The 22,469-nt window shown below is 72.3% G+C and carries 19 protein-coding genes; 7 read left to right on the plus strand and 12 right to left on the minus strand.

Translation table 11 applies throughout. From position 1 onward, the window contains the following. Nucleotides 1-37: 37 nt before the first annotated feature. Nucleotides 38-178: an ATP-dependent DNA ligase gene (locus PV410_RS08755; RefSeq protein WP_500323706.1), complete on the plus strand. Its 141-nt coding sequence runs from the start codon at nt 38-40 to the stop codon at nt 176-178. A gap of 79 nt (nt 179-257) precedes the next feature. Here the strand turns inward: PV410_RS08755 and PV410_RS08760 are convergent, their stop codons facing one another. Both PV410_RS08760 and PV410_RS08765 read right to left on the minus strand, forming a co-directional pair. Beyond that, nucleotides 258-1,709, minus strand: a complete 1,452-nt coding sequence (locus PV410_RS08760; RefSeq protein ID WP_500323422.1) for an aldehyde dehydrogenase — start codon at nt 1,707-1,709, stop codon at nt 258-260. A 74-nt stretch (nt 1,710-1,783) separates the two neighbouring features. Further along, nucleotides 1,784-2,635: an oxidoreductase gene (locus PV410_RS08765; protein WP_500323424.1), complete on the minus strand. Its 852-nt coding sequence runs from the start codon at nt 2,633-2,635 to the stop codon at nt 1,784-1,786. A gap of 173 nt (nt 2,636-2,808) precedes the next feature. Here PV410_RS08765 and PV410_RS08770 point away from each other — a divergent pair, with 173 nt between their 5' ends. Further along, nucleotides 2,809-3,354, plus strand: a complete 546-nt coding sequence (locus PV410_RS08770) for a TetR/AcrR family transcriptional regulator (RefSeq protein WP_500323425.1) — start codon at nt 2,809-2,811, stop codon at nt 3,352-3,354. A 27-nt stretch (nt 3,355-3,381) separates the two neighbouring features. On the opposite strand, the gene PV410_RS08775 is transcribed toward PV410_RS08770, so the two are convergent. The 6 genes from PV410_RS08775 to PV410_RS08800 all read right to left on the minus strand — a co-directional run bounded on the left by PV410_RS08775 (nt 3,382) and on the right by PV410_RS08800 (nt 9,124). Continuing rightward, nucleotides 3,382-3,645: a response regulator transcription factor gene (locus PV410_RS08775; RefSeq protein WP_500323426.1), complete on the minus strand. Its 264-nt coding sequence runs from the start codon at nt 3,643-3,645 to the stop codon at nt 3,382-3,384. Nucleotides 3,646-3,874: 229 nt separating this feature from the next. Beyond that, nucleotides 3,875-6,751 carry a SpoIIE family protein phosphatase gene (locus PV410_RS08780; RefSeq protein WP_500323427.1) on the minus strand — a complete coding sequence of 959 codons (2,877 nt, stop codon included), beginning with the start codon at nt 6,749-6,751 and terminating at the stop codon, nt 3,875-3,877. A gap of 47 nt (nt 6,752-6,798) precedes the next feature. After that, nucleotides 6,799-7,080: a hypothetical protein gene (locus PV410_RS08785; protein WP_500323428.1), complete on the minus strand. Its 282-nt coding sequence runs from the start codon at nt 7,078-7,080 to the stop codon at nt 6,799-6,801. Nucleotides 7,081-7,262: 182 nt separating this feature from the next. After that, nucleotides 7,263-7,916, minus strand: coding sequence for an FMN-dependent NADH-azoreductase (locus tag PV410_RS08790; RefSeq protein WP_500323429.1), 654 nt, complete (start codon nt 7,914-7,916; stop codon nt 7,263-7,265). Between the two features lie 468 nt (nt 7,917-8,384). Next, entirely contained in the window at nt 8,385-8,597 is a 213-nt protein-coding gene (locus PV410_RS08795; protein ID WP_500323430.1) for a hypothetical protein, read from the minus strand. Between the two features lie 170 nt (nt 8,598-8,767). Further along, nucleotides 8,768-9,124 carry a hypothetical protein gene (locus tag PV410_RS08800; protein WP_500323432.1) on the minus strand — a complete coding sequence of 119 codons (357 nt, stop codon included), beginning with the start codon at nt 9,122-9,124 and terminating at the stop codon, nt 8,768-8,770. Between the two features lie 383 nt (nt 9,125-9,507). On the opposite strand from PV410_RS08800, the gene PV410_RS08805 reads away from it, so the two are divergent. After that, entirely contained in the window at nt 9,508-9,987 is a 480-nt protein-coding gene (locus PV410_RS08805; RefSeq protein ID WP_500323434.1) for a MarR family winged helix-turn-helix transcriptional regulator, read from the plus strand. Nucleotides 9,988-10,089: 102 nt separating this feature from the next. Here PV410_RS08805 and PV410_RS08810 read toward each other — a convergent pair whose 3' ends face one another. The 3 genes from PV410_RS08810 to PV410_RS08820 form a co-directional block, all read right to left on the minus strand. Beyond that, nucleotides 10,090-10,416: a hypothetical protein gene (locus PV410_RS08810; RefSeq protein WP_500323435.1), complete on the minus strand. Its 327-nt coding sequence runs from the start codon at nt 10,414-10,416 to the stop codon at nt 10,090-10,092. Nucleotides 10,417-10,598: 182 nt separating this feature from the next. Continuing rightward, on the minus strand, nt 10,599-11,234 hold the full coding sequence (locus PV410_RS08815) for a DUF1345 domain-containing protein (protein WP_500323436.1): 636 nt from the start codon (nt 11,232-11,234) through the stop codon (nt 10,599-10,601). A 110-nt stretch (nt 11,235-11,344) separates the two neighbouring features. Next, nucleotides 11,345-11,818 carry a carboxymuconolactone decarboxylase family protein gene (locus tag PV410_RS08820; RefSeq protein WP_500323437.1) on the minus strand — a complete coding sequence of 158 codons (474 nt, stop codon included), beginning with the start codon at nt 11,816-11,818 and terminating at the stop codon, nt 11,345-11,347. Between the two features lie 111 nt (nt 11,819-11,929). Here PV410_RS08820 and PV410_RS08825 point away from each other — a divergent pair, with 111 nt between their 5' ends. Then, entirely contained in the window at nt 11,930-12,664 is a 735-nt protein-coding gene (locus PV410_RS08825) for a class I SAM-dependent methyltransferase (RefSeq protein ID WP_500323439.1), read from the plus strand. Between the two features lie 93 nt (nt 12,665-12,757). Here the strand turns inward: PV410_RS08825 and PV410_RS08830 are convergent, their stop codons facing one another. Next, the gene (locus PV410_RS08830; RefSeq protein ID WP_500323440.1) at nt 12,758-15,058 is read right to left on the minus strand and encodes an esterase-like activity of phytase family protein; all 2,301 of its coding nucleotides are present in this window, start codon (nt 15,056-15,058) and stop codon (nt 12,758-12,760) included. 721 nt (nt 15,059-15,779) lie between these two features. On the opposite strand from PV410_RS08830, the gene PV410_RS08835 reads away from it, so the two are divergent. The 3 genes from PV410_RS08835 to fxsT all read left to right on the plus strand — a co-directional run bounded on the left by PV410_RS08835 (nt 15,780) and on the right by fxsT (nt 22,436). Next, the gene (locus PV410_RS08835) at nt 15,780-16,928 is read left to right on the plus strand and encodes an FxsB family cyclophane-forming radical SAM/SPASM peptide maturase (RefSeq protein WP_500323441.1); all 1,149 of its coding nucleotides are present in this window, start codon (nt 15,780-15,782) and stop codon (nt 16,926-16,928) included. A gap of 370 nt (nt 16,929-17,298) precedes the next feature. Continuing rightward, complete coding sequence (gene fsxC, locus PV410_RS08840) at nt 17,299-18,480, plus strand: FxsC protein (protein ID WP_500323442.1); 1,182 nt, start codon at nt 17,299-17,301, stop codon at nt 18,478-18,480. After that, nucleotides 18,477-22,436, plus strand: a complete 3,960-nt coding sequence (fxsT, locus tag PV410_RS08845; protein ID WP_500323443.1) for an FxSxx-COOH system tetratricopeptide repeat protein — start codon at nt 18,477-18,479, stop codon at nt 22,434-22,436. Before fsxC ends, fxsT begins: the two co-directional genes overlap by 4 nt. Nucleotides 22,437-22,469: the final 33 nt, after the last annotated feature.

Raw genomic sequence — 22,469 nt, forward strand, 5'->3', positions numbered from 1 at the left:
CGGGCCGCATGTGGTGGTGCCGCCGTACTGGCCGGCGATGGCGAGTGAGGCGTTGCACTACATCCGTCAGGAGGGGTACGACGGTGTGGTGGCGAAGCGGTTGACCAGTACGTACCTTCCGGGTCGCCGCAGCCGTGACTGGATCAAGGTCAAGAACCTCCACGCCGACGACTCCTGACCCCCACCCGGGCCGCCGCGACCGGTGACCGCCGGGCCCGGGGCGCCCCACACACCTCCCGGGCCCGGCCCGTCCGCGGTCACCGCCGACGGGTGATCGTCTTGTGCTCGACGTAGCCGGTCAGGCCCACCGACCCGTACTCGCGGCCGACGCCGCTGGCCTTGTAGCCGCCGAACGGGCCGTCGAAGCTCATCGGGGAGCCGTTCAGGGTGACGGTCCCGGTGCGCAGCCGGCGGGCGACCGCCAGCGCACGCTCGGGGCTCGTGGTCCAGACGCCCCCCGACAGGCCGTAGTCGGAGTCGTTGGCGATCCGCACCGCGTCGTCCTCGTCGTCGTAGGCGATCACGACCAGCACGGGGCCGAAGATTTCCTCCCGGGCGATCCGCATGCCGTTGTCGACGTCGGCGAAGACGGTGGGAGTGACGTAGTTGCCCGCCTCCAGCCCGCGCGGCACCTCGGGGCCGCCGGTCACCAGGCGGGCGCCCTCCTCGATGCCCAGCTTGATGTAGTCGATCACGCGCTGCTGCTGGTCACGACGGATCATGGGGCCGATGAAGGTGTCCGGCTCGGAGGGGTCGCCGACCTTCAGCGACTCCACCATCTCCTTCAGGGCCGTGACGACCTCCTCGTAGCGGCTGCGCGGCGCCAAGATCCGGGTCTGCAGGATGCAGGCCTCGCCGTTGTTCGCCAGCGACCCGAAGCGCAGCCCCTGCATCACGGCGGGGAGGTCGGCGTCGTCGAGGATGACGGCCGCGGACTTGCCGCCCAGTTCGAGGCTGACCCGCTTGAGCTGCTCGCCGGCGATCGAGGCGATGCGCCGTCCGGCGCGGGTCGAGCCGGTGAAGGCGATCTTGTCGACGTCCGGGTGCGAGACGAGGTGCTCGCTGGTCTCCCGGTCCGCCGGGAGGACGCTGAGCACGCCCTCGGGCAGGCCCGCCTCGTGGAAGAGGTCCGCCAGCAGCATCATGCTCAGCGAGTTCTCCGGGGAGACCTTCAGCACCACGGTGTTGCCGGCCAGCAGGGCCGGGGTCAGTTTGGCCGTGGCCGCGGAGAAGGGCGAGTTCCACGGGATGACCGCGGCGACCACGCCGATCGCCTCGCGCCTGACCACGGTGTCGAAGTCCACCGAGGGGTCGGAGGGTTCGATGACCTCCTCCCAGCCGAGCTCGGCGGCGGCCTTGAGGTAGGCGTCGACCTGGCGGGTCAGGAACGGCTGACCGGCCCGGGTGAACCAGCCCGCCGAACCGTTCTCGGCGGATATGGCCGCGGCGATCTCGTCGGCACGGGCCTCGCGCAGCGCGTTGACCCGGCGGATCACCTCCTGCCGCTCCTTGGGGTCGGTGCGCGGCCACGGCCCGTTGTCGAAGGCCTCACGCGCCGCGGCGACGGCCGCGTCCACGTCCGCGTCGGCCGCCTGGGCCACCCGGCCGAGGACCGACTGGTCGTGGGGGGAGCGGATCTCGAGGATGAGGTCAGGGTCGCTGGGGGTCACCCAGGAGCCGCCGATGAAGAGCCTGTCGCGAAGGGTCATCAGTCACGTCTTCCAGTTGCGGGGGCAAGGCGAGGGCAAGGGCAAAGCCGGGGCGGAGTACGGGGGGCGGGGGGTCACGCGGAGCCGGAAGTGACCGGGTGGTCCGTGGAGCGGCTGAGGTGCGCCCACGTCCTGGCCTCCGTCAGACGTGCCTCCTCGGCGTCCAGCGCGATCTCCAGCGCGTCGCTGCCGAGCAGCAGGCGGCGCGGGGGCTCCTCGGCGCCGACGACGTCGACGATCGCCCGGGCCATGCGGGCCGGGTCGCCGGGCTCGTTGCCGCTGTAGGCCGCGAACCGCTCCTGCCACTGCCCGACGGTCTGCTCGTAGTCGGCGCCGATCGGGCCCGAGGTCAGCGCGGCGCCGGCGGCCCAGCCGGTGCGGATGCCGCCCGGCTCCACGATGGTCACCTTGATGCCGAGCGGGGCCACCTCGTTCGCCAGGACCTCGGAGAAGCCCGCGACCGCGAACTTGGCGGTCTGGTAAGCGCTGAGGCCGGGCGTGCCGCCGACCCTGCCGCCGATGGACGAGATCTGCACGAAGTGCCCGGTGCGCCGGCCGCGCAGGACCGGCAGCGCCGCCCGCGTCACGTTGACGACCCCGAAGAGGTTCGCCTCGATCTGGGCCCGGAACTCGTCCTCCGGGAAGTCCTCCACCGAGCCGTTGGTCGCGTAGCCCGCGTTGTTGACCACGACGTCGAGGCCGCCGAAGCGCTCGACCACCGACGCGACCACGCGCCGGGCCTCCGCGGGCGAGGTGACGTCCAGCGCGAGGCTCTGGAACCGCTCGGGGTGCGCCGCCGCCAGTTCCGCGAGCGCCTCTGGCTTGCGCGAGGTCACCGCGACCCGGTCGCCCGCCTCCAGCGCCGCGACCGCGAGGGCCTTCCCGAGGCCCTGGGAACCACCGGTGATCAGCCATGTACGTGCCATGGGACGTTCCTCCTGTCCTGCGACGAGCGCTCTCGGGCCGGGGGACGGATCCGAGGTCACTGTCGAAGCTCTTCGAATAATTGCAACACCAATGTAGCACTATGCGGGCCCGATGCAGCGGGCGTGATGGTGATGTGCGTCTAACTGCGACTCGCTGTTACCATGACGCCATCATGAGAGCCGATGCCGCACGTAACCTCGCCGTGGTCCTGCGCACCGGGGCCCGGCTGCTGGCCGAGGACCCCGGCACGTCGATGTCGGCCATCGCCAGCGCGGCGGGGGTGGACCGGACGACCGTCCACCGCCGCTTCGCCACGCGCGAAGCCCTGCTCAACGCCGTCTTCCATGCGAAACTCGACTCCGCCGAGCGCGTCCTCGACGAGGCGCGGCTCATGGAGGCGCCCGTGGGTGTGGCCCTCCACCGCTACGTGGAGGGGATCGTCCCCGTCAGCCGTGAGTGGCCCGTCGACACGCGCCGCATGATGCGGCAGGATCCGGAGGCCGACCGCCGGCGTGCGGAGCAGAGTGCGCGGCTGGACGCCTTCCTGCGGCGCGCCGCGGACGAGGGCCATCTGCGCCCCGACGCCTCCCCGGAGTGGGTGAGGGCGGTCCTCGACCAACTGGTGGACACCGTCGCCCACCGCTTTCCCGACGTGGAGCCCCCGCGGGCTGCCGACCTCGTGGTGGAGACGTTCCTCAACGGCTTCGGCCGCTCCTGATCCTCCGGGCGGCCGGAAACGCGGAGGTCACAGTCCGAGGGCGATGGCGGTGCGGGTGAGTTCGGCGGTGCTGTAGATGCCGAGCTTGGCGCGGATGCGGCGGAGGTAGGCGTCGACGGTGTGCTTGGACAGTCCCATGTGGCGGGCGGTCTGGAGGTAGGTGCGGCCCGCGGCGATGTGGCGGAGGGTCTCGCGTTCGCGGGGGGCGAGTTCGGGGACGTCGCCGCCGGTCCCGGCGGTGTCGGCGTCGGGGCTGGTGTCGGCCTGGGGCGTGGTGGGTGCGGAGCTCATGGTGGTGTCCTTCGGCGGTTCGGCGGCTGCGGTCCCTGCTCACGCCCTCGGTAGCAGGAGATGAATGTCCGATTGGGGCGTTTTGCCCTCTATGAACCACCTTCGCGCTGCGACGTCATGACCCCGTCCGCCGACTGTCACAGACGTGTCACACCATGCCCCATGAGGCCGGCCCGGGCGGCCACCTACCCACCGACACCGCCGCCCACGGGGGGAGTTGGAGGGCCGGTCAGTCGAGGGGCGGAACGGCGTCCACGTCGAACGGCTCCGGGAGCGGCACGCCGGCGTCGGGATCCGGCAGCTGCTGCGCCGTCCAGATGCACTTGCCGTTCGGGGTGTAGCGGGTGCCCCACCGCTGGGACAGGGAGGCGACGAGCTGGAGGCCCCGGCCCCCTTCGTCCGTCTCGGAGGCGTGGCGGATGCGGGGCATCGTCAGGCTGTCGTCGGAGACCTCGCAGACCAGGTCGATGTCCCGCAGCAGCCGTAGCGTCATCGGGCCCTTCCCGTGGCGGACGACGTTCCCCACCAGCTCACTGGCGAGCAGCTCCGTCGTCGGCGTCAGCTCCTCCAGACCCCACGCGGACAACTGCTCCCGCACGTGCCCGCGGGCCATCCCCGCCGCCCGCGGGTCCTCGGGGAGCGGCCAGCAGGCGATCCGCTCGGGGTCGAGCGCGTGGACGCGGGCGACGAGGAGCGCGATGTCGTCGCTTGTGGTCCGCCCGACCGGGAGCAGCCTGGAAATGAGGGCGTCGCAGAGCGCCCCCAGGTCCTCGGCGTCCGCGTCGGCCAGCAGGCGCGCCAGATCGCCCAGGCCCTCGTCGATCTCGCGCTCGGAGGACTCGACCAGCCCGTCGGTGAACAGCACGAGCAGGCTCTCCCGGGGGACCTGCAGCTCGACGCTCTCGAACGGCTGCTCCGCGGCCCCCAGGGGCGGGTTCGGCGCCGCCTTCGGGAAGCGCACGGTCCCGTCCGGATGGACGACCGCGGGCGGGGGGTGCCCGGCGCGTGTGACCGAACAGGTGCCGGTGGTCGAGTCGTAGAGCACGTAGAGACAGGTGGCGTAGGAGTCCGCGCCGAGTCCGCCGACGATGTCGTTGAGGTGCCCCATGATCTCGTCGGGGGGCAGTTCGAGACCGGCCAGCGTGTGGACGGCCGTGCGCAGGCGTCCCATGGTGACCGCCTCGGACAGGCCGTGGCCCATCACGTCGCCGATGACGAAGGCGACCCGGCCGGCGGACAGCGGGATCACGTCGTACCAGTCGCCGCCGACGTCCGCGCCCTGCTCGGTCGGCAGGTAGCGGGCGGCGAGGGTGCACGACGGCAGCGCGGGCAGCTCCTGGGGGAGCAGCGCGCTCTGCAGTTCCCGGGAACGGGTGTGTTCGGCGTCGTACAGGCGCGCGCGTTCCAGGGCGTGGGCCACCAGGGCGCTGATGGCGCTCAGCAGGGTGCGCTCCTCGTCCGTCAGGCGCCGCGGCTGGTCGAAGGCGACCACGCAGACGCCGAAGGTGAGCCCGGAGGCGGTCAGCGGCAGGAAGGCCCAGGACCCCTTCCCGGTCAGGTGCGGGCGGTCGGCCATGGCCGGGTACCGCGCCGCGTACTCCTCGGCGGAGGAGACGAACACCGGTCCACTGGTCGAGATGGCGTCCCACACCGGGTCCTTGGCACCCCGGGGGCGGCCTTGGAGGTTGTCGAGGAAGGCCTGCGGGTAGCCGACGGACCCCACGTTGTAGGCCCTGCCGTCCTCGAGCGCCTGCACCAGCAGCCCGGTGGCGCCGAACGGCGGCAGGACGCGCTGGGCGACGGCGTCCACCACGTCGCGCGAGGTCGTCGCCTTGGCGAGGGCCGCGGTCAGTTCGGCGATCCGGGTCGCGCGTTCGCCCGCCGCGCGCTCGGCGGCGGCGCGCTCGGCTTCGTGCCTGCGCCGGTCGGTGACGTCGGTGAAGTAGAGCGTCACCCCGTCGGGCAGCGGGACCAGCCGGACCTGGTAGCAGGAGCCCGTGTCCGGCATCCGTACGTCGAAGCTCGTGGGCGCCGCCTTGGCCGCGGCCTCCCGGCAGCGCGACTCCAGGCCGGGGATCTGCCGCAGCGACGGCAGCGTCCAGAGCACCCGGCCGAACAGCTCCTCCTCGGAGGAGCCGAGCACGTCCTCGGCCTCCAGGTTGACGAAGGTGATGCGCCATTCCTCGTCCGCGGAGAGGAAGCCGTCGCTCATGTACCGCAGGGCGCGGCTCAGCGCGTCACGCGCGGACCGCGACTCGTTGCTCTCCCACGCCGTGCCGATCATCCGGTACGGCTCGCCCCTGTCGTCCAGGACCACCTTGGCGCGGGTCTCGGTCCAGCCGTAGCTCCCGTCGGGGCGGCGCACCCGGTACTCGGCCTCGAACACACCCCGGTCCCGGATCGCCCTCTCGGCGGTGGCGAGCGTCCACCGCAGGTCGTCGGGGTGGACGACCTTCATCCAGCTCTCGACCCGGGGCACGAACTCGGAGGGGTCGGTCCCGTAGACGGCCATGGCCGCGTCGTCCCAGGCGAGTTCGCCGGTGCGGATGTTCCAGTCCCACGTGCCCACCTCGACGGCCTTCAGCGCCTGCCGCAGCCGGCTGCCGCTGGGTTCCTCGTGCGTGGGGCGGGTCGGGGGCGGCGCCTGGTCCACGCGTTCCTGGGCCCAGGCGGTCACCGCCTCGAGGAACCGCCACTGCTCCTCGGTGGGCTCCCCGGCCGAGCCGGTGACGACGGTCAGTGACCCCACCGAACTCACCCCGTCGGACAGGGCCACGGAGGCCAGCCCGGTGCCGGGCCATCCCTTCGCCGTCCCGGGCCGTCCTGCGTCGGCCGATCCGTCGGCCGCCCACACGCGGCCGTGCCGGCGTACGGCGCGCGCCGGGACCGCCGGGCTCTCCTGGTCGATGATCTCCCAGGGGCGTACGTACCCCGGTGACAGCCCGACCGTGGACACCAGGCGCAGCGCCGACATCGGCCCGCACAGGTGGACCGCGCCGCCCAGCCCGTCCAGCTCGGCGACCGCGTGCTGCAGCGCGAGCCGGAGCACCTCGCCCTCACCGATGCCCTTCTCCACATCGGCGAGGAGCGCCAATCGGTCGTTCACGATGTAAATGTACATTTATGGAGCAAAGCTGGCAGGCGAGGCAGGCCTTACTCCGTGGTGGTCCGGTTCCGCTCGGGCTCCCCGGGGCCGCCAGGGCGCGGGGCGTGGCCCGGGGCCTCCTGGACGTGCAGGAGGAAGAGGGCGTTCAGCACGTCGTCCGGCATGCCGGCGAGGAGGGCCTCCGGTGTCGTGGCCATCGCGTGCGCGAGGTCGTCGACCAGGTGCGCCAGACCGTCGATGCCGGACTCCAGCGGGCCGGAGGCGGCGTCGGGGCCGGCGGGGCCGTGGGGAACGGCGGCGTGGCGACGGGAGGTCGTCTGGTTGCTCATGGGCGTCTTCCGAACGGGGCGGGGGTGACCGCGGAGCGCGGCCGTGCGAAGTGTGCCGGACACGGCCAAGGTTGCGTCACCGCGGCCGCGCCGGCCACGGAACGCTGTTCCTATGCCTCCCGGTACCAGGCAGGGGCGGGGGAGCCGTGTCCCGCCCGGTGCGGGCAGGACACGGCCCGGGGTCAGGCGGCTGCGACGCGCTGCGCGACTTCCTTGCCCTTGGTGGTCGCGTCCTCCAGTGCCCGGGTCCACGAGGCCTCGGCCAGCGGGACGAGCTCGGCCATGGCGGGGTTCGAGGCCGCAGCGGTCAGTTCGGGGACGATGAAGTCCAGGTCCAGGCCCATGTACTCGCCGAGGATGGACCGCAGGTAGTTCTGCACGTACTCGGAGGACTCCCGCGGGGTGCCCGGAGCGTAGGAGCCGCCGCGGCTGGCGATGACGGTCACCGGCACGCCCTTCACGCTGGAGGTGTCACCGGTCGTGCGTCCGACCATGAGCACGTGGTCGATCCAGCTCTTGAGCGTCGACGGGATCGTGAAGTTGTACATCGGGGCGCCGAGGAGCACGGCGTCGGCCTTCTCCAGTTCCTCGATCAGGGCCAGACGGCCCGCGAAGGCCGCCGCCTGTTCGGGGGTGTGCGACGGGGCGTCGACGAAGGCGGCGGAGAAGCCGTGCACGTCGAGGTGGGGGAGCGGGTCCGCGGCGAGGTCGCGGTAGACCACGGTGCCGTCCGGGTGCTGCTCCTGCCATGCGTCGCGGAAGGTCAGCGCGACGGTGCGGGAGCGGGAGTCGGAGCCCGGGTGGAGGGAGGAGTCGAGGTGCAGCAGGGTTGCCATGTGAGTTCCAGGTGCGTCAGACGTGTGCGTGTCCCCGTGGGGCGGCTCCCCGGCGTCATGGCGCCGGGGAGCCCGGTGGCCCGCGTCGCCGGGGGGTGCGAGGTGCGGGTCCCACGGCTCCACCGTGATGCACCCTGGCCCCGCGGGCCAAAGAGGGGATTAGCCGCTAACTTTTGGTAAGTACCCGGCCATGGGGCGGTGAAGTGCCTTCGGTGGAAGGGGAGTCGAACCGCGAGTGCGGCGGCACGCCGAAGGCTCCCCGGTCCGGAGGAGTCAGGACGGGGAGCCTGGGCGGTTTTCCATGGAGGGGTGCCGGGGCGCGCGGTGTGCGCGGCGGACGCGCGGCCAACTCATCTCCGGGGCAGCGGAGTTGGTTGTTCCCTCTGGGGTCGATCCGGCGCAGGTGCAGGTGCAGGTGCAGGTGCAGGCGGGTTGGTGAGGTCTTGGGTGGGGCGGCGCCGGCTGTGTTCAGGCCTGGGCGGCCGTGTCGCCGGAGTCGGGGGCATCGAGCGGGCGGCGGTGGGCGCCCATGCCCCGGACGCCGATGGAGGTGATGCGCTCACCGGCGGGCCGGCCGCGGTGCCGTCCGGTACCGGAGGTGGTGGCCGGGGTCTGCAGGCGCCGTACCGCCACGAAGGCGTTGTTGAGCAGGCCGCCGGACTTCGTCGTCGGGATGGGCATGGTGGTCTCCGGGTCTTTCGGTGTGCCGCTGGCGGCACGGGTGGGGGAGGGGCGGGGGCCGGTGCCGGTGCCGGGCCGTGCGAGGACGGGGCGGCTCGGCACCGGCGTGGCTTCCTGCCTGTCGGCGGGGCGTGCGCGGCCCGGCGGGGTGCGCCGGATCCGGTCGCGCCTCAGCGGACGGGCCCGTGGCCGTGGGACTGCCAGACGGTCACCCAGTGACCGTGGGACCAGCGGGCCAGGCGGTGGCCGTCGTACCGGTAGAGCTTGCCGTCGTACCCGTACCAGTACTGCACCTGGTGGTGGCCGTAGTCGTAGTGGTGGCGGGTGATCTCGTCGTTCCAGCGCCGGTCGTCGTTCCCGGTGCGGTCGGCGTACCTGTCCCACGCCGTGCTGCTGACGCTCACGGCGTGCTGGTCCCCGGCGGGCCGGGGGGCGGCGGAGGCGGAGCCCGTGGCTCCGAGCAGGGCGGTGCCGGCGAGTGCCACCGAGGCGGTGGAGGTGGCGATGATGCGCGTCCACTTGTTCATGACTGGTGTCTCCTAGCTGTGCCCCGGTGTGCGGGGCGTCGGACGACGGTCCGGCCGGGTGGGCCGGTCCCCGTCGTGCGGGGGCGATTCCGTGGTGCCGCCGGGGCGGGGCGCCTGGTTCGCAGGTGCTGGTTCCGCGGGGCCGGCGTCGCTGTGGATCGCTGGTGAATGGAACCTAACAGATGATTGAGGAGGGTCAATCATTTATGGGATGTGACCATCGCCTCGCGCAAGGAATCGGGAGAAGTGGAATAACGGGGCACGAACGACCGCTGGGAGCGACCTCGTCCGTGGGGGTCGTGGTGGGGTCGTGGTCGCGAAATCGTTGAAGGTCATGGATTACCCATCGATCACGATGGTTGGTGGCGCGCTATCATGCAGGCATGGCAGTGAACGAGATCGCGGTTGAGGGTGCTGCCGGCGGCGACCCGCTGGAGCAGCTCGGTTTCCTGCTGGCCCGGCACGGCGCCATCGCGAACGGCCGCGTCCAGCGCGCCTTCGCCTCCTGCGGCCTGGCGCCGCGGGCCGGAGCCACGCTGATGCTGCTCGGCGGGTGCGGATCCATGGGGCAGCAGGGTCTCGTCGCGGCGCTCGAGGTGGATCCCAGCATCATGGTCGCGATCCTCAACGACCTCGAGTCCGCGGAGCTCGTCGAGCGCCGTCGCGACCCGTCCGACCGCCGTCGGCACATCGTCGCCATCACGGACCGGGGGCGGGGCGTGCTGGCCGAGGCCCAGGCGGCGGTGGAAGAGGTCGAGCGGGGGCTCTTCGGGGACTTGTCCCCGGAGGAGGTCACGGCGCTCCGCGGTCTCCTGGCCCGGGTGCGCACCTCGCCGGGCGACGAGCTCTGCGCCGAGGAGTGACCCGTGGGCCCGGCCGGCGCCTGTCCGTGCACGGGGACGGGAACAGCACCCCCGGTGGCCGGAGGTGCTGGTGGTTTCGGGTCGGCGGGACGGACGCGACGCTCAGTCGAAGATCACGCCGTTGTTGACGGTGCCGTTGTTGATGTTGGTGGAGTTGTTGTCACCGACGACGATGATGATGCTGCCGTTGCCATTGGCGTTCGGGCGGTTGCCGCCCTGGTCCCAGCCGCCGCGACCCCAGCCATCGTCGTCGTGGCCCCGGCCTCCGCCGTGACCGCCACCCCGGCCGGACTCCTTCGCGGTGGCCGCGTGCGCCTCGGCCGGCGCGGTGGCGGCGAACGCGGTGGTGGGGAGCAGCGCCCCTCCCGCGGCCAGGGTGGCCACGGCGGTGAGGGTGACGAGGCGCTTCGTGCGGAGGGTGGGGGTCATGGTTGTCGTCCTTCGTGAGCGGGTGTGGAGGGGGTTCCGGTGGTGGTCCGGTGGGCCGCCCCTGGGGGGTGGAACCCGATGTCTCCAGTAAGCCGGGTACGGCCTCCGGCGTCATGTCGCTGCAATTCGGGACTTGACAGGAATTTTCGGCTCGGGATATAAGCTGCACGCCCGGTCCGCTCTCAGCCCGTGACCATCCCGGCGACCAGGTTGATGGTCGTGGCCAGGATGCTGGTGCCGAAGACGTACGACAGCAGCGAGTGCCGCAGCACCGTCGCACGGATCGCCGGGCTCGAGACGTCCGTGTCGGAGACCTGGTAGGTCATGCCCAGGTTGTAGCTGAAGTAGAAGAAGTCCCGGTACGTCGGCGGGTGCGGGGAGTTGAAGTCGATCCCGCCCGCCGCGGCCGCATAGTAGAGGTACCCGTAGCGCGCGGCGTACATCAGGTGGAGCGCCGCCCAGGCCATGAACACCCCGCCCAGCGCGGTCGCCGCCGCGGCGTGATCCTTGTCGGTGCCACCGCGCAGGAGCAGGACGACGATGGCCAGCAGCCCGCACAGGGCCGCGGCGACGACGACCAGCTCCTCGACGACGGGCCGGAAGTCCTCCCGCCGGGCGTTGCGGTGGGTGGCGGTCGCGTCCATCGGCCACAGCACGAGCCAGCCCGTCACGACGAAGACCGTCTCCGTCGCCGCGATCCCGGCGAGGACGCCCAGCGACGCGTCGGTCAGGACACCGACGACCACGCCGGTCACCGCGCCGACGACGATCGCGCCTGACAGCCGGGGGACCGCGGAGAGCGGCGAACTGGTCCTCATGCCGCATCACGCTACAACCCGGCGTCCGCGGCCCGTGGCAGCGGCACTTGGGATCGCCCGGAGGGTGCAGCGGCGCCCCGGCCCGTGGGCACGGGCCGGGGCGCCCGCCCTCAGCCGAACTGGCCGGGCCGGTAGTCGCCCGCGGGTTGGCGGTTGATGACGTTGACCCGGTTGTAGGCGTTGATGACGGCGATGAGGCCGATCAGGGCGACGAGCTGGTCCTCGTCGTAGTGCTTGGCGGCGTTCGCCCAGACCTCGTCCGTGACGCCCCCGGCGGCGTCCGCGATGCGCGTGCCCTGCTCGGTGAGTTCGAGGGCGGCGCGCTCGGCCTCGGAGAAGACCGTGGCCTCGCGCCAGGTGGCGACGAGGTTCAGGCGCACCGAGGTCTCACCGGCCGCGGCGGCCTCCTTGGTGTGCATGTCGGCGCAGAAGGCACAGCCGTTGATCTGACTGGCGCGGATCTTCACCAGCTCCTGCGTCGCGGTCGGCAGCCCCGACTCTGCGGGCACCTTGCCCGCCGAGTTGAGGTGCTTGAAGAACCTGAGCGCGAGGTCGTTGCCGAACAGGTTCACGCGGGCTTCCATGATGGGCTCCTCTTGCGTGGTGACGGATACGCAGCCATGACGGACGGGCCGGTGGAAACGTGACGCGGGTACGGATGTGACGTGGGTCCCACCGCGGGTAGCGTCGCCCCCATGGCTGACGAGGAATTCCGGGACCCGCGGCTCGCCGCGCTGTACGACGCCCTCGACGATCCCGGTCGCGGCGACCTCGACGCGTACACCGCGTTGGTGCGGGAGTACGACGCGCGCCGGGTCCTGGACATCGGCTGCGGAACGGGGGTGTTCGCCCTGCGCCTGGCCGGCCTCGGCATCGAGGTCGTCGCCGTCGACCCGGCTGGGGCGGCCCTCGACGTCGCCCGGGCCAAGCCGGGGGGTGGGCGGGTCCGGTGGATCCGCGGTGACGCGACGGCGCTACCGCCGCTGCGCGTGGACCTGGCGACGATGACGGCCAACGTCGCCCAGGCGATCGACGACCCCGCGGCGTGGCGGGACACCCTGCGGGGGGCGTACGAGGCGCTGCGGCCGGGCGGCCGCCTGGTGTTCGAGACCCGGGACCCGGCGAAGCGCGCATGGGAGGGCTGGAACCGCGAGGCCTCGCACCGGGTGGTGGACGTGCCGGGCACAGGACCGGTCGAGCACTGGGTCGACCTGCTCGACGTCAGCGGGCCGCTGGTGACGTTCCGTTGGACCTACGTCCTGGCCGCCGGCCGGGAGGTGCTGACCTCGACCTCCACCCTCCGGTTCCGGGAGCGGGAGGAGGTCGAGGCGGCGCTCACCGCGCAGGGGTACGACCTCGACGAGGTGCGGGACGCCCCGGACCGGCCCGGCCGGGAGTTCGTCTTCCTCGCGCGCCGTCCGGAGGCGTGACCGGCCGGGCTCGCACGGGCCCGATGCGTACGGGCCCGCCCCGTACGGCCGCCGGCGGACCGGCGGCCGTACGGGGGAGGGCGTCGCGGAGGATCAGCGCTGCCCGAAGACCTTCCTGCCGGAACCGAGGTCCAGGAAGACCGTCTCGCCGGTGGCGTCGGCCAGGGCGTCGTTGTCGGTCACGGCGTAGACGTGGCCGTCACCGCCCACGGTGAGCCCCTCGAGCTTCTCCTGGGTCCACCCGTTCGTCGACCGGAGGTCGGGCAGCACGTCGTGGGCGAGCTTCTTGGGCAGCACCTGGAGCGGGCCCGACGGGGCGGCGGACTTCGGCATGTCGACCGTGTACACCCGCTTGAGCTTCGCGGCCGGGCCGTTCAGCTTGTCCCGCTCGATCAGGGCGAGCTTGTCGCCGACCGCCGTGATCTCGGACAGGCCGATCCAGTCGCCCGGGGTGTCCGTGGTGCCGATCCGGTAGCCGAACCAGCTCCAGGTGCCCGACTGGACGTCGTAGCGGCCGATCCGGACGACCCCGGCAGGGTCGCCCTTGACCTCGCGCTGCAGTGTGGCCCACACGACCTCGCGGCCGCCCCGGTCGGTGGTGGCGGTGACACCCTCGAAGCCCTGCTTCGCCAGGCCCGCGGCGACGTCCGCCGGGAGCGTGACGACCTGGCGGGTCACGCCGTCGCGGTCGAGCCGGACGAGCTTGTTGCCGTCGCCGGTCGCACCCTCGACGGCGAGCCAGAAGCCGCCCTGGGGACGGGCGTGGATGCCCTCGGCGTCGTAGCCGACCGGCTTGCCGTCGGCGCCCTTGACGGTCAGGGCCCGGGTGATGACCGCAGGCTTCCGCGAGGTGTCGATGGTCATGATCTTGGTGACGGAGTACGCCGCGTCGGTGACCGTGTACAGCTCGTGCGGCCGGCCGGGGACGGCGGACAGCGCGCCGAGCGCGCCCCAGCCGATCGGCGCGCCGGTGGAGTCCGAGGCCGAGACGATGCCGGGGAAGGACGGGGTGCCCTTGCTCAGCTGGAACAGGCTCACCGAGGCCCGCACGTTGACCGAGGCGTCGTCCTCCTCGCTGGAGACCGCGAGCAGGTCGCGCGACGGGATCGGCAGCAGTCCCTCGGGGCCGTTGGTGGTGGCCAGCATCTGGCGGAAGACCGGGGCGGTCGGCCGGCTGACGTCGTAGACGGCGACGAAGTTGCTGCGCTCGGAGCCGACGAAGGCGTACCGCACGCCGTGGAAGGAGGCGACGACCACGCCCTCCGGCTCGGTGCCCTTCTTGCCCGCGCGGTCCTCGTTGTGCAGGCCGTAGCGGACGGCGAGGCGCTCGAAGCTGTTGCCCGCGTCCCACACGACCTTGCCGGTGCGGCTGTCGAAGACGGTCCAGCCGCGCGTGCCGCCCTTCCAGTCGCCCTCGTTGGCGGTGGCGAAGTAGCGGTCGTCGATCCAGTTGACGGCGTCGGGCTCGCGCCGCACGTCGGTGATCGAGCCGGTCTGGTCGATGACGCCGTCCTTGACGGTGTCGATGCCGTGCACGGTGGCCGTGCCGGCGCTGAAGGCCTTGGTGATGCGGCCCGTCGGCAGGTCCACCAGGACGAGCCCGTTGTTCTCCTGCAGCGTCACGACCAGCTGGTTGCGGCCGTTGACGGCGACGTACTCCGGCTCCGGGTCGGTGGGCTCCACGATCCCGGCGGCGGTCAGCACGGGCAGCGCGCCGCCGTCGGGCCGGGTCAGCGGTACGGGCCGGGTGCGCCAGTGCTGCGGCGAGCTGCCCTTGAGGTCGACGATCTGCACGAAGCCGGCCGGGGCCTGGGGCAGGTCGCCCTCCTCGCCGCCGGGCGGGGTCGCCTCCTCGTCGCGCTCGTTCTCGATCGCGATTGCGGCGTACCGCTTGTCCTTGGTGATGGCGATGGAGTCCGGCTGGCCGCCCAGGTCGATGCTGGTGACCCGCTTGCGGTCGCGCAGGGATATGACGTCGAGACGTCCGGAGGGGGTGGAGTAGCCGCTGCTGGTGTTGACCACGACCAGCACGTACCGGCCGACCACGGCCACGGAGGTGGGCTCGTCCTCGGCGTCGCCGAGCCCGGCCAGCGACAGGGTGCCGAGGCCGCGCGGGCTGCCCGGCCTGCTGATGTCGAGGAAGCCGATCCGGCGCGCCAGGGCGTCGGTGTAGACCAGGGTGCGGCCGTCCTCGCTGACCGCCGAGATCTCGGCGACGGTCGCCGTTGCCGGGTCCTCGCCCGCCGGGCGGTTCTGGAAGACCGGGTAGGTGGCGGTGCGCTGGAAGGCCGGCGTCACGTGCGGGTGGTGGGCACTCGCGGGGCTCGCGGCCACCAGCGTGCCGGCAGCGACAGCCGCGGTCGTGAGCGCGGCGTAGGTTCTCTTGGGGAGCATCGTCTCTCCGTTGCGCTACGGTCGGAATGCCGATCATCTCGCCGCCGGACCAGCGTAATCGGGCGCGCAGATGAACAAACGACGAAGATCGTCCGGACGTAGTGACCGGATCGCCCCGGTCCGTACGGGTGCGGGTGCGGGGCCGGCCCCGATGCGGCGCGATCCGCACGGTGATGACGCACCGTCAGGTCCGGCCGCGCGCCGGTGCGGTGGGAGCCGCGGCGGCGGTGGCACGCGGTGACATCGGCCGGAGAACGGGACCGGCTCGCATCGTACGGCGGACCGGTCCTCCGTTCCGGGCGTGGCGTCCGATGCCGCGCGAGAGGGCGTGAAGCTGTCCGGGAGGCGGTCTGGCCTGGTCCGTGGCGCTGTGCTTCCCTGGGAGGGACACTTCAGCAGTCAGCACGGGGGAGCCGGCGGTGACACCCGAGGGCTCCAGCCACGTCCGATCACGCACGCGTCGGCAGGGTCGAGCCACCGTGGGCGGCAAGGGGTACCGGGGGCATTGGTCGATGGAAACGGCACCACGTGACGCGCACGGCGATGTCATGCACCTGCGCATCGAGCCGGAGCGCCTCCGCGCGCTCCCACCGTGCGCACTGGTGGAATCGCTGCTCCGCGTCGCGGAGGACCGGTCGGAGCACGTTCCCGACCCGCACACCGGATTCGATTCCTCGTTGTGACCCCGGGACGGGGGTGAGGGCCCGGCGGGAGGTCGGTGATGGAGGGGACGCGGCCCATCCACGAGTTCGTGGTGAAGGTGCACGGCCTGTGCAACCTCGCCTGCTCGTACTGCTACGTCTACGAACTCCGCGACAGCAGCTGGCAGCGCAAGCCCGCCGTGCTCTCGCGTGCCCTCGCCGAGCGCCTGGCCACACGGATAGCCGAGCACGCCGGGCGTCACCGGCTGCCGTCCGTCCGGGTCGTCCTGCACGGCGGTGAGCCCCTGCTGGCGGGACGGCGACGGGTCGAGCACCTGCTGCAATCGGTGCGCGAGGCGGCGCACGGAATCACGTCCGTGGAATTTGCCGCACAGACCAACGGGACGCTGCTGAACCCTGGTTGGATGGACCTGTTCCGCCGCTACGGTGTGCGCGTGGGGGTGAGCCTCGACGGAGGCAGGGACGCCAGCGACCGCCACCGGCGCACACGTGGGGGGCAGAGCAGCCACGTTGCTGCCGAGAGGGGGATCGGGCTGTTGCGGCGCGCGGAGAACGCCGGCTTATACGGCGGCCTGCTGTGTACGGTCGACCTCGCCAATGAACCCCTCGGTGTCTACGAATCGCTGCTGAGCCACCGGCCCCCGGTCATCGACCTGCTGCTCCCGCACGCGACCTGGGAGTTCCCGCCACCGGGCCACGACCCCGCGACGGCCCCCTACGGCCGGTGGCTGCTCGCGGTCTTCGACCGCTGGTACGCGGCGCCGGTCCGCGAGACCCGGATCCGGCTGTTCGAGACGATCATGGATCTGGTGCTCGGCGGCAAGGCGACCGCCGAAGCCGTCGGGCTCGACCGCCCGCCGTTTGTGGTCGTCGACACCGATGGGTCGATCGAACAGCCGGACTCGCTCAAGGCGGCGTACGAAGGCGCCACCGCCATGGGCCTGGACATCGGCGCGGACGACTTCGACACCGCCGCCGACCATCCGCTGCTGCGGGAGCAGGGCCGCGGGCTGAGCTCCCTCTCCCCGGAGTGCCGGGCCTGCGGCGTGGTGCGGCTGTGCGGGGGCGGGCTGCGGGCGCACCGCTACCGCCCCTCGAGCGGGTTCGCCAATCCGAGCGTCTACTGCGCCGATCTCAAACTGCTGACCGAGCACATCAGGGACCGGGTGACCGCCGACGTCCGCGCTCTGATCGGAGGGGCGTCATGAGCGCCCCTCCACCGTCCGCCGGGATGGCCGAACGGTCCATGGCGGGTACCCGTCCGGATGAACCTCCGGCGCACCGCGCCGGTGGTCGCGCGCCCCGCAGCCCCCGCGGCCGGCCGGGCCGCCCGCCGGGTGTGTTCCCCTTGTCCCCGCAGCGCACGGGCACGCCGAGCAGGCTCCCCGACGGACGGTGCGGAAAGCCTGATCAGGAAGGGGTGACGGTCCCGATGCGCGCCCGTCTGCGGTGCCCGGATGTGGTATTTATCCGCTATTGCTCGAATAGTGATGCCTACGGCGAGCCGTTGGTCCCTATCGAGTCGTCCCCGCTGCCGCGCTCGTTGCGGGGCGTCCCGACACGCGCGACGGAGTCACCATGAGCCGGTTCTACATGAGCCATATCCGCGGGGTCGACGACGAGTGGACGGCGACCTTATTCCGGGACCTCCGCAACGCGGTCGCCGCCCGGACCGGTGAGTCGCCCGAGTCGGTCGGAGTGAGCGGCACACCCCGGTCACCCGAGGCCACGGTGGAGCGCATGCGCGGTGCGACCACCATGGTGGCGCTCTATACACCGGCGTATTTCGGCCAGTCCTACTGCGCCACCGAATGGTCCTACTTCGAACACCGGGCCGAGGTGCTGTGGTCCCGGACGGGACGCAGCGCGGACGCCATCATCCCGGTGGTCTGGGCGCCGGCCACCGAGCCGCTGCCGCCCGTCGTCCGGCGGAAGGGTCCGCTGACCGCCGACTCGGCCGCCTACGCCCGTGAAGGACTGCTCCACCTCCTGCGGCTGAAGGCCCGGTACGCCGAGGACTACCGGCTGGTGGTGGCGGCCCTCGCGGACCGGGTGGCGGCCGCCCTCGGGCAGCACCTCCCGGACGCCGCCGGTTTCGACGCCACCGGCAGGCGACAGGGTGCCCCGCCGCTCCCGCCGTACCCGGGACACCAGACGGTGAGCTTCGTCGTGGCCGCAGCGGCCGCCGACGACCTGCCGGGCGAGCGGACCGCTCGCGAGTACTACGGCACCACGCCCGTCGACTGGTCCCCGTACGCACCCGGGCGGCCCGGTGAGCTGGCCTCCCTGCTCTGCGACACGGCGGCGGAACTGGACCTCGCCCCCGACGTCCTGGCGCTCGAGGAGAGCACCGTGGAACAGGTGGGCTCAGGACCGCGGCCGGAGGAACTGGTCGTCCTGCTGGTCGACGCCTGGGCGGCCAAGGCCGAGCGGCAGCAGCGCCTGCTGACCTCGCTCGACGCCGCCGTGCCCGAGGGCACGGCCGTGCTGGAACCGCGCAACCAGGACGACACCCAGTCGTGGCAGCACGCCGAGGATCTGGACGCCGCCCTCGACGAGGTGCTGCCCACGCTGCGCGGCCAGGCCACGGAACTGGAGCGCTGGGGACTGCCCGACGAGGAGAAGTTCACCGCCGCGCTCCGCAAGGCCCTGGTCCGCGCCCAGAACGACGCCATGAAGTCCGCACAGGTCGCTCAGCGCCTGCCCACGCCCACAGGTGGCCTCGACTCGTTCCCCCTGCTCGGAAGGTCTTCCTCATGACGCACGACTCGGGCGGTCCCGGCGCCCAGGGGCCCGGCACCGTAGTGACGTTCTACTCGTTCAAGGGCGGTACGGGCCGCACCATGGCCATGGCGAACGTCGCCTGGATCCTGGCCACGAACGGCAAACGGGTCCTGGTCATGGACTGGGACCTGGAGGCGCCGGGTCTGCACCGCTACTTCGCCCCCTTCCTGCGGGACCCCGAACTGAGCTCCACGCCGGGCGTGATCGACCTCGTCCGCGAATTCGAGCGGATGAGCCCGCACCTGACGGACGGCCTGCGGACGTACGCACGCGTCGACCGTCACGCGCACTCGCTGGAGTGCTCCTTCCCCGGCGGCGGCTTCATCGAGTTCGTCTCCTCGGGCCGCCGCACCCCGGAGTACTCCGAGAACGTCAACACCTACGACTGGCGCGGCTTCTACGAGAACCGGAACGGGAAGGCGTTCCTGCACGCCCTGCGCGAGGACATGCAGGCGGGCTACGACTACGCGCTGATCGACAGCCGTACGGGCTTCAGCGACACCTCGGGCATCACCACGCTCCTGCTGCCCGACGTCCTCGTGAACTGCTTCACCTTCAACGTCCAGTCCGTAGACGGCGGCGCGAACGTCGCGCGCGACGTCCGCAGGTTCGCCCCCCATGTGACGATCCTGCCGGTGCCGATGCGCGTCGACCCCGCCGAGCAGGACCGGCTGGACACCGCCCGGCAGCACGCGCGCAGCCGCTTCCAGGAGTTCCTCGACGAATCCGCGCACCCGGACCCGGACCGGTACTGGGGTGACATCGAGATCCCCTACCGCCCCTACTACGCCTACGAAGAGGTCCTGGCGACCCTGAAGGACCCGATCCGCAACCAGGGCACGCTGCTCGCCGCCTACGAACGCCTCACGTCCGTCATCACGCGCGGCGAGGTGACCGCGATCGGGCACATGGCGGAGGAACAGCGGGCGTCGCTGGTCAAGCGGTTCGACCGGGTGCCCGTGGCCGGCGCGGCCACCCCGCGGGTCCGCATCGACCACGCCCTGCGCGACCGGCTGTGGGCCGAGTGGATCGCCGACCAGCTCAAGGCGGCGGGCGTGGCGGTGACACTGCGCCCCAGCAGCGCCACCGCGCTGGCGCCCGTCCCCGCGACCGCCGCGGACACCGTCCTGGCGCTGCTGTCACCGGACTTCGTGAACACCAACGTCGCCGAGGAACTGGTCACCCTGGTCGAGGCCGCCGACCGTCGCGGCGACGGTCCGCGGATCCTCGGCCTGCGGACTCGCGAGTTCCAGACCCCGACGGCGCTGGCGAGCCTCCCCGGGTTCTCCCTGGTCGGCATGACGGCCGCGACGGCGCTGGAGCGGGTGACCGCGCTCATCGGGGTGCCGGCCCTCAACGAGCCCGTCGCGGGCCGCACCCGGTACCCGGGCGAAGCCCCCTCGACGTTCAAGGCCCCGCCCCGGTACAACCTGTTCACGGGCCGGGACCAGGAGCTCGACAAGTTCTGGGACGACCTCGGCCAGGACTCCCTGGACGACGTGCACACGCCGGCGGACCGGCTCTTCCTCTACGGGCTCGGCGGCATGGGCAAGACGCAGATCGCCCTGGAGTACGTCCACCGCTTCGGTGCCCAGTACGACCTGGTGCACTGGATCCCGGCGGAGCAGACCGACCTGATCCCGCAGAGCCTGGCGAACCTGGGCGTCCAGCTGGGCGTCCAGGGCGAGACCGCCGAGGACCTGGCCATGGCGACCCTGGCCGAGCTGGAGAGCGGCAGGCGGGGCAAGTGGCTGCTGGTCTACGACAATGCGGCGAACGACGAGGAGACCCGCCAGAGCGGCCGCCGGCTCGAGGACTACCTGCCCTCCAACGGGCCGGGGCACGTCATCATCACCGCACGTGAGTCCGACAGCGGCCCCGCCACCGTCGAAGTGGGCGTCTTCCGGCGGGCGGAGAGCGTCGCGCTGCTCCGGCGCCGCGTGGAGAACCTGACCCGTCAGGACGCGGACCGGATCGCCGAGGAACTCGGCGACCTGCCCATGGCCGTGGAACTCGCCGCGGCGTGGCTCCGGGAGACCGGGATGCCGGTGGACACCTACCTGGAACAGGTGCGCAGCCGCGTCGGTGAGGTGCTGAGCGCCGGCCCCGCGGGGGAGTTCGAGCGGCAGACCCAACTGCCCGCCGTCTGGCGGCTGTCCGTGGAGCGGCTGCGCGCGGAGCGGCCCGCGGCCGTCCGCCTGCTGGAACTGTGCTCGTTCTTCTCACCCGAGCCGATCGCGGACTCGCTGCTCTACAGCGACGGCATGCGGAACGAGCTGGCCCAGTCCGACTCCGCGCTCCGCGACCCGATGATCATGGGCTACCTCATCCGCGATCTGAGCAGGTACGCCCTCGCCCGCCTGGAGGGACGCTCGCTGCAGGTGCACCGGCTCCTGCAGGCCCTCGTCCGCGAGTGGATGGCGGTGGACCCCGACGCCCTGGCGCGTACCAGGAGCCAGGCCCACCTCGTGCTGGCCAGCGCGCTCCCCTCGCCCTCGCAGGGGGAGGACCACCCGGCGTCGCTCCAGCGTTTCGCGGAGCTCCGCCCGCACCTCGAGCCGTCCGGAGCCATCGAGAGCGTCGACCCGCAGGTCGGTGAGTGGGTGGTGAGCCAGGTCCGCAACCTGTGGCTGGTCAAGGACCACCTGGCGGCGATCGGTCTGGGGCGCCGGGCCCTGGACGCGTGGACCGCGAACCGTGGCGCCGACGACCCGCTCACCCTGCGCCTGGCGGCGCAGCTGGCCAACCCGCTCCGTTCGATGGGCCGTTACGCCGAGGCCTTCGAACTGGACTCGGACACCCTGCGCAGGCAGCGTGAGCACCCGGCGCTGGGTCTCGCCCACCCGCACACCCTCATCACCGCCCGCAACGTCGGCGCCGACCTGAACGGACTTGGCCGCTACGCGGAGGCCTGCGAGTCCGACGCGGACACCCTGGACCGGTACCGCCGGTCGGTGGGGAACGACCACCCGGACACGCTCCGCGCCATCAACAACTACGGCGTGTCGCTGAACCTCATCGGACGCCCCCGTGAGGCGCTGGCACTCGCCGAGGAGGCCTACCAGACGGCCCGTCAGGTGCTGGGGGTCAGGAGCCCCGCCTGCTCGCGCTACGCGCTCGGTGCCGCGCTGGACCGCCGCGAGATGGGCGACTACCAGGGCTCGCTCGAACTGCTGCTGGAGACCAGGCAGCACTACGTCGCCCTGTCCGGGGAGCACTCTCCCGAGGTGATGCGCACCGACGCCTCGCTCTCCGTGACCCGTCGCCGGCTCGGCGAGTTCCGGGCGGCGGAGGCCCTGTCCCGCACGACGTACGACCAGTACCGGCGCCGGTACGGCGATCGGCACCCGGAGACGCTGGCCTGCGCGGCGAACCTCAGTTGCGACCTGCTCGCGCTGGCCGGCACGCAGAGCGACCCGTCCTTCGACGAGGGCCGGGAGATCGCCGAGCGCAACCATGCGAACTACCACACGACGCTGGGCGCCGAGCACCCGTTCACGCTCGCCGCGGCGACCAACCTGATCATCGCCCGCAGGCTGGGCGGAGAACCGCTGGCCGCCCTCGACCTGGGACGTCCGACGCTCGCCGCGCTCGAACGGCGCGTGAGCGGCGGGCATCCGGCGGCGGTCGCCTGCCGGGCCGACGTGGCGGGGGTCCTCGCCCAGCTGGAGCGGTACGACGAGGCGGTGGCGGAGGACGAGCGTGCGCACCGGGAGTTCCTGTCCCTCTTCGGCGACCGGCACCCCCGCGTGCTCTGCGGTGAGTACAACCTCGCGGTCGACCGGATGCGCCTCGGCGACCCCGGTGCGGAGGACCGCGTGCGGGAGATCACGCGCCGGTCCGCCGCCCGGTTCGGGGACACCCACCCCACGACCGTCGCCATGAGGGAACAGCGGCGCATCGACTTCGAGTTGGAGATGCCGCCGATCTGACCCGGCGGCCGGACCGCCGCCACGACGAGCCGC

The organism is Streptomyces sp. PA03-5A (assembly GCF_033792725.1).
Classification (GTDB): domain Bacteria; phylum Actinomycetota; class Actinomycetes; order Streptomycetales; family Streptomycetaceae; genus Actinacidiphila.

Coding starts and splice junctions, on each gene's coding strand:
- PV410_RS08755 (WP_500323706.1), top strand. CDS start 38: ATGGCGAGTGAGGCGTTGCACTACATCCGTCAGGAGGGGTACGACGGT.
- PV410_RS08760 (WP_500323422.1), bottom strand. CDS start 1,709: ATGACCCTTCGCGACAGGCTCTTCATCGGCGGCTCCTGGGTGACCCCC.
- PV410_RS08765 (WP_500323424.1), bottom strand. CDS start 2,635: ATGGCACGTACATGGCTGATCACCGGTGGTTCCCAGGGCCTCGGGAAG.
- PV410_RS08770 (WP_500323425.1), top strand. CDS start 2,809: ATGAGAGCCGATGCCGCACGTAACCTCGCCGTGGTCCTGCGCACCGGG.
- PV410_RS08775 (WP_500323426.1), bottom strand. CDS start 3,645: ATGAGCTCCGCACCCACCACGCCCCAGGCCGACACCAGCCCCGACGCC.
- PV410_RS08785 (WP_500323428.1), bottom strand. CDS start 7,080: ATGAGCAACCAGACGACCTCCCGTCGCCACGCCGCCGTTCCCCACGGC.
- PV410_RS08790 (WP_500323429.1), bottom strand. CDS start 7,916: ATGGCAACCCTGCTGCACCTCGACTCCTCCCTCCACCCGGGCTCCGAC.
- PV410_RS08795 (WP_500323430.1), bottom strand. CDS start 8,597: ATGCCCATCCCGACGACGAAGTCCGGCGGCCTGCTCAACAACGCCTTC.
- PV410_RS08800 (WP_500323432.1), bottom strand. CDS start 9,124: ATGAACAAGTGGACGCGCATCATCGCCACCTCCACCGCCTCGGTGGCA.
- PV410_RS08805 (WP_500323434.1), top strand. CDS start 9,508: ATGGCAGTGAACGAGATCGCGGTTGAGGGTGCTGCCGGCGGCGACCCG.
- PV410_RS08810 (WP_500323435.1), bottom strand. CDS start 10,416: ATGACCCCCACCCTCCGCACGAAGCGCCTCGTCACCCTCACCGCCGTG.
- PV410_RS08815 (WP_500323436.1), bottom strand. CDS start 11,234: ATGAGGACCAGTTCGCCGCTCTCCGCGGTCCCCCGGCTGTCAGGCGCG.
- PV410_RS08820 (WP_500323437.1), bottom strand. CDS start 11,818: ATGGAAGCCCGCGTGAACCTGTTCGGCAACGACCTCGCGCTCAGGTTC.
- PV410_RS08825 (WP_500323439.1), top strand. CDS start 11,930: ATGGCTGACGAGGAATTCCGGGACCCGCGGCTCGCCGCGCTGTACGAC.
- PV410_RS08830 (WP_500323440.1), bottom strand. CDS start 15,058: ATGCTCCCCAAGAGAACCTACGCCGCGCTCACGACCGCGGCTGTCGCT.
- PV410_RS08835 (WP_500323441.1), top strand. CDS start 15,780: ATGGAGGGGACGCGGCCCATCCACGAGTTCGTGGTGAAGGTGCACGGC.
- fsxC (WP_500323442.1), top strand. CDS start 17,299: ATGAGCCGGTTCTACATGAGCCATATCCGCGGGGTCGACGACGAGTGG.
- fxsT (WP_500323443.1), top strand. CDS start 18,477: ATGACGCACGACTCGGGCGGTCCCGGCGCCCAGGGGCCCGGCACCGTA.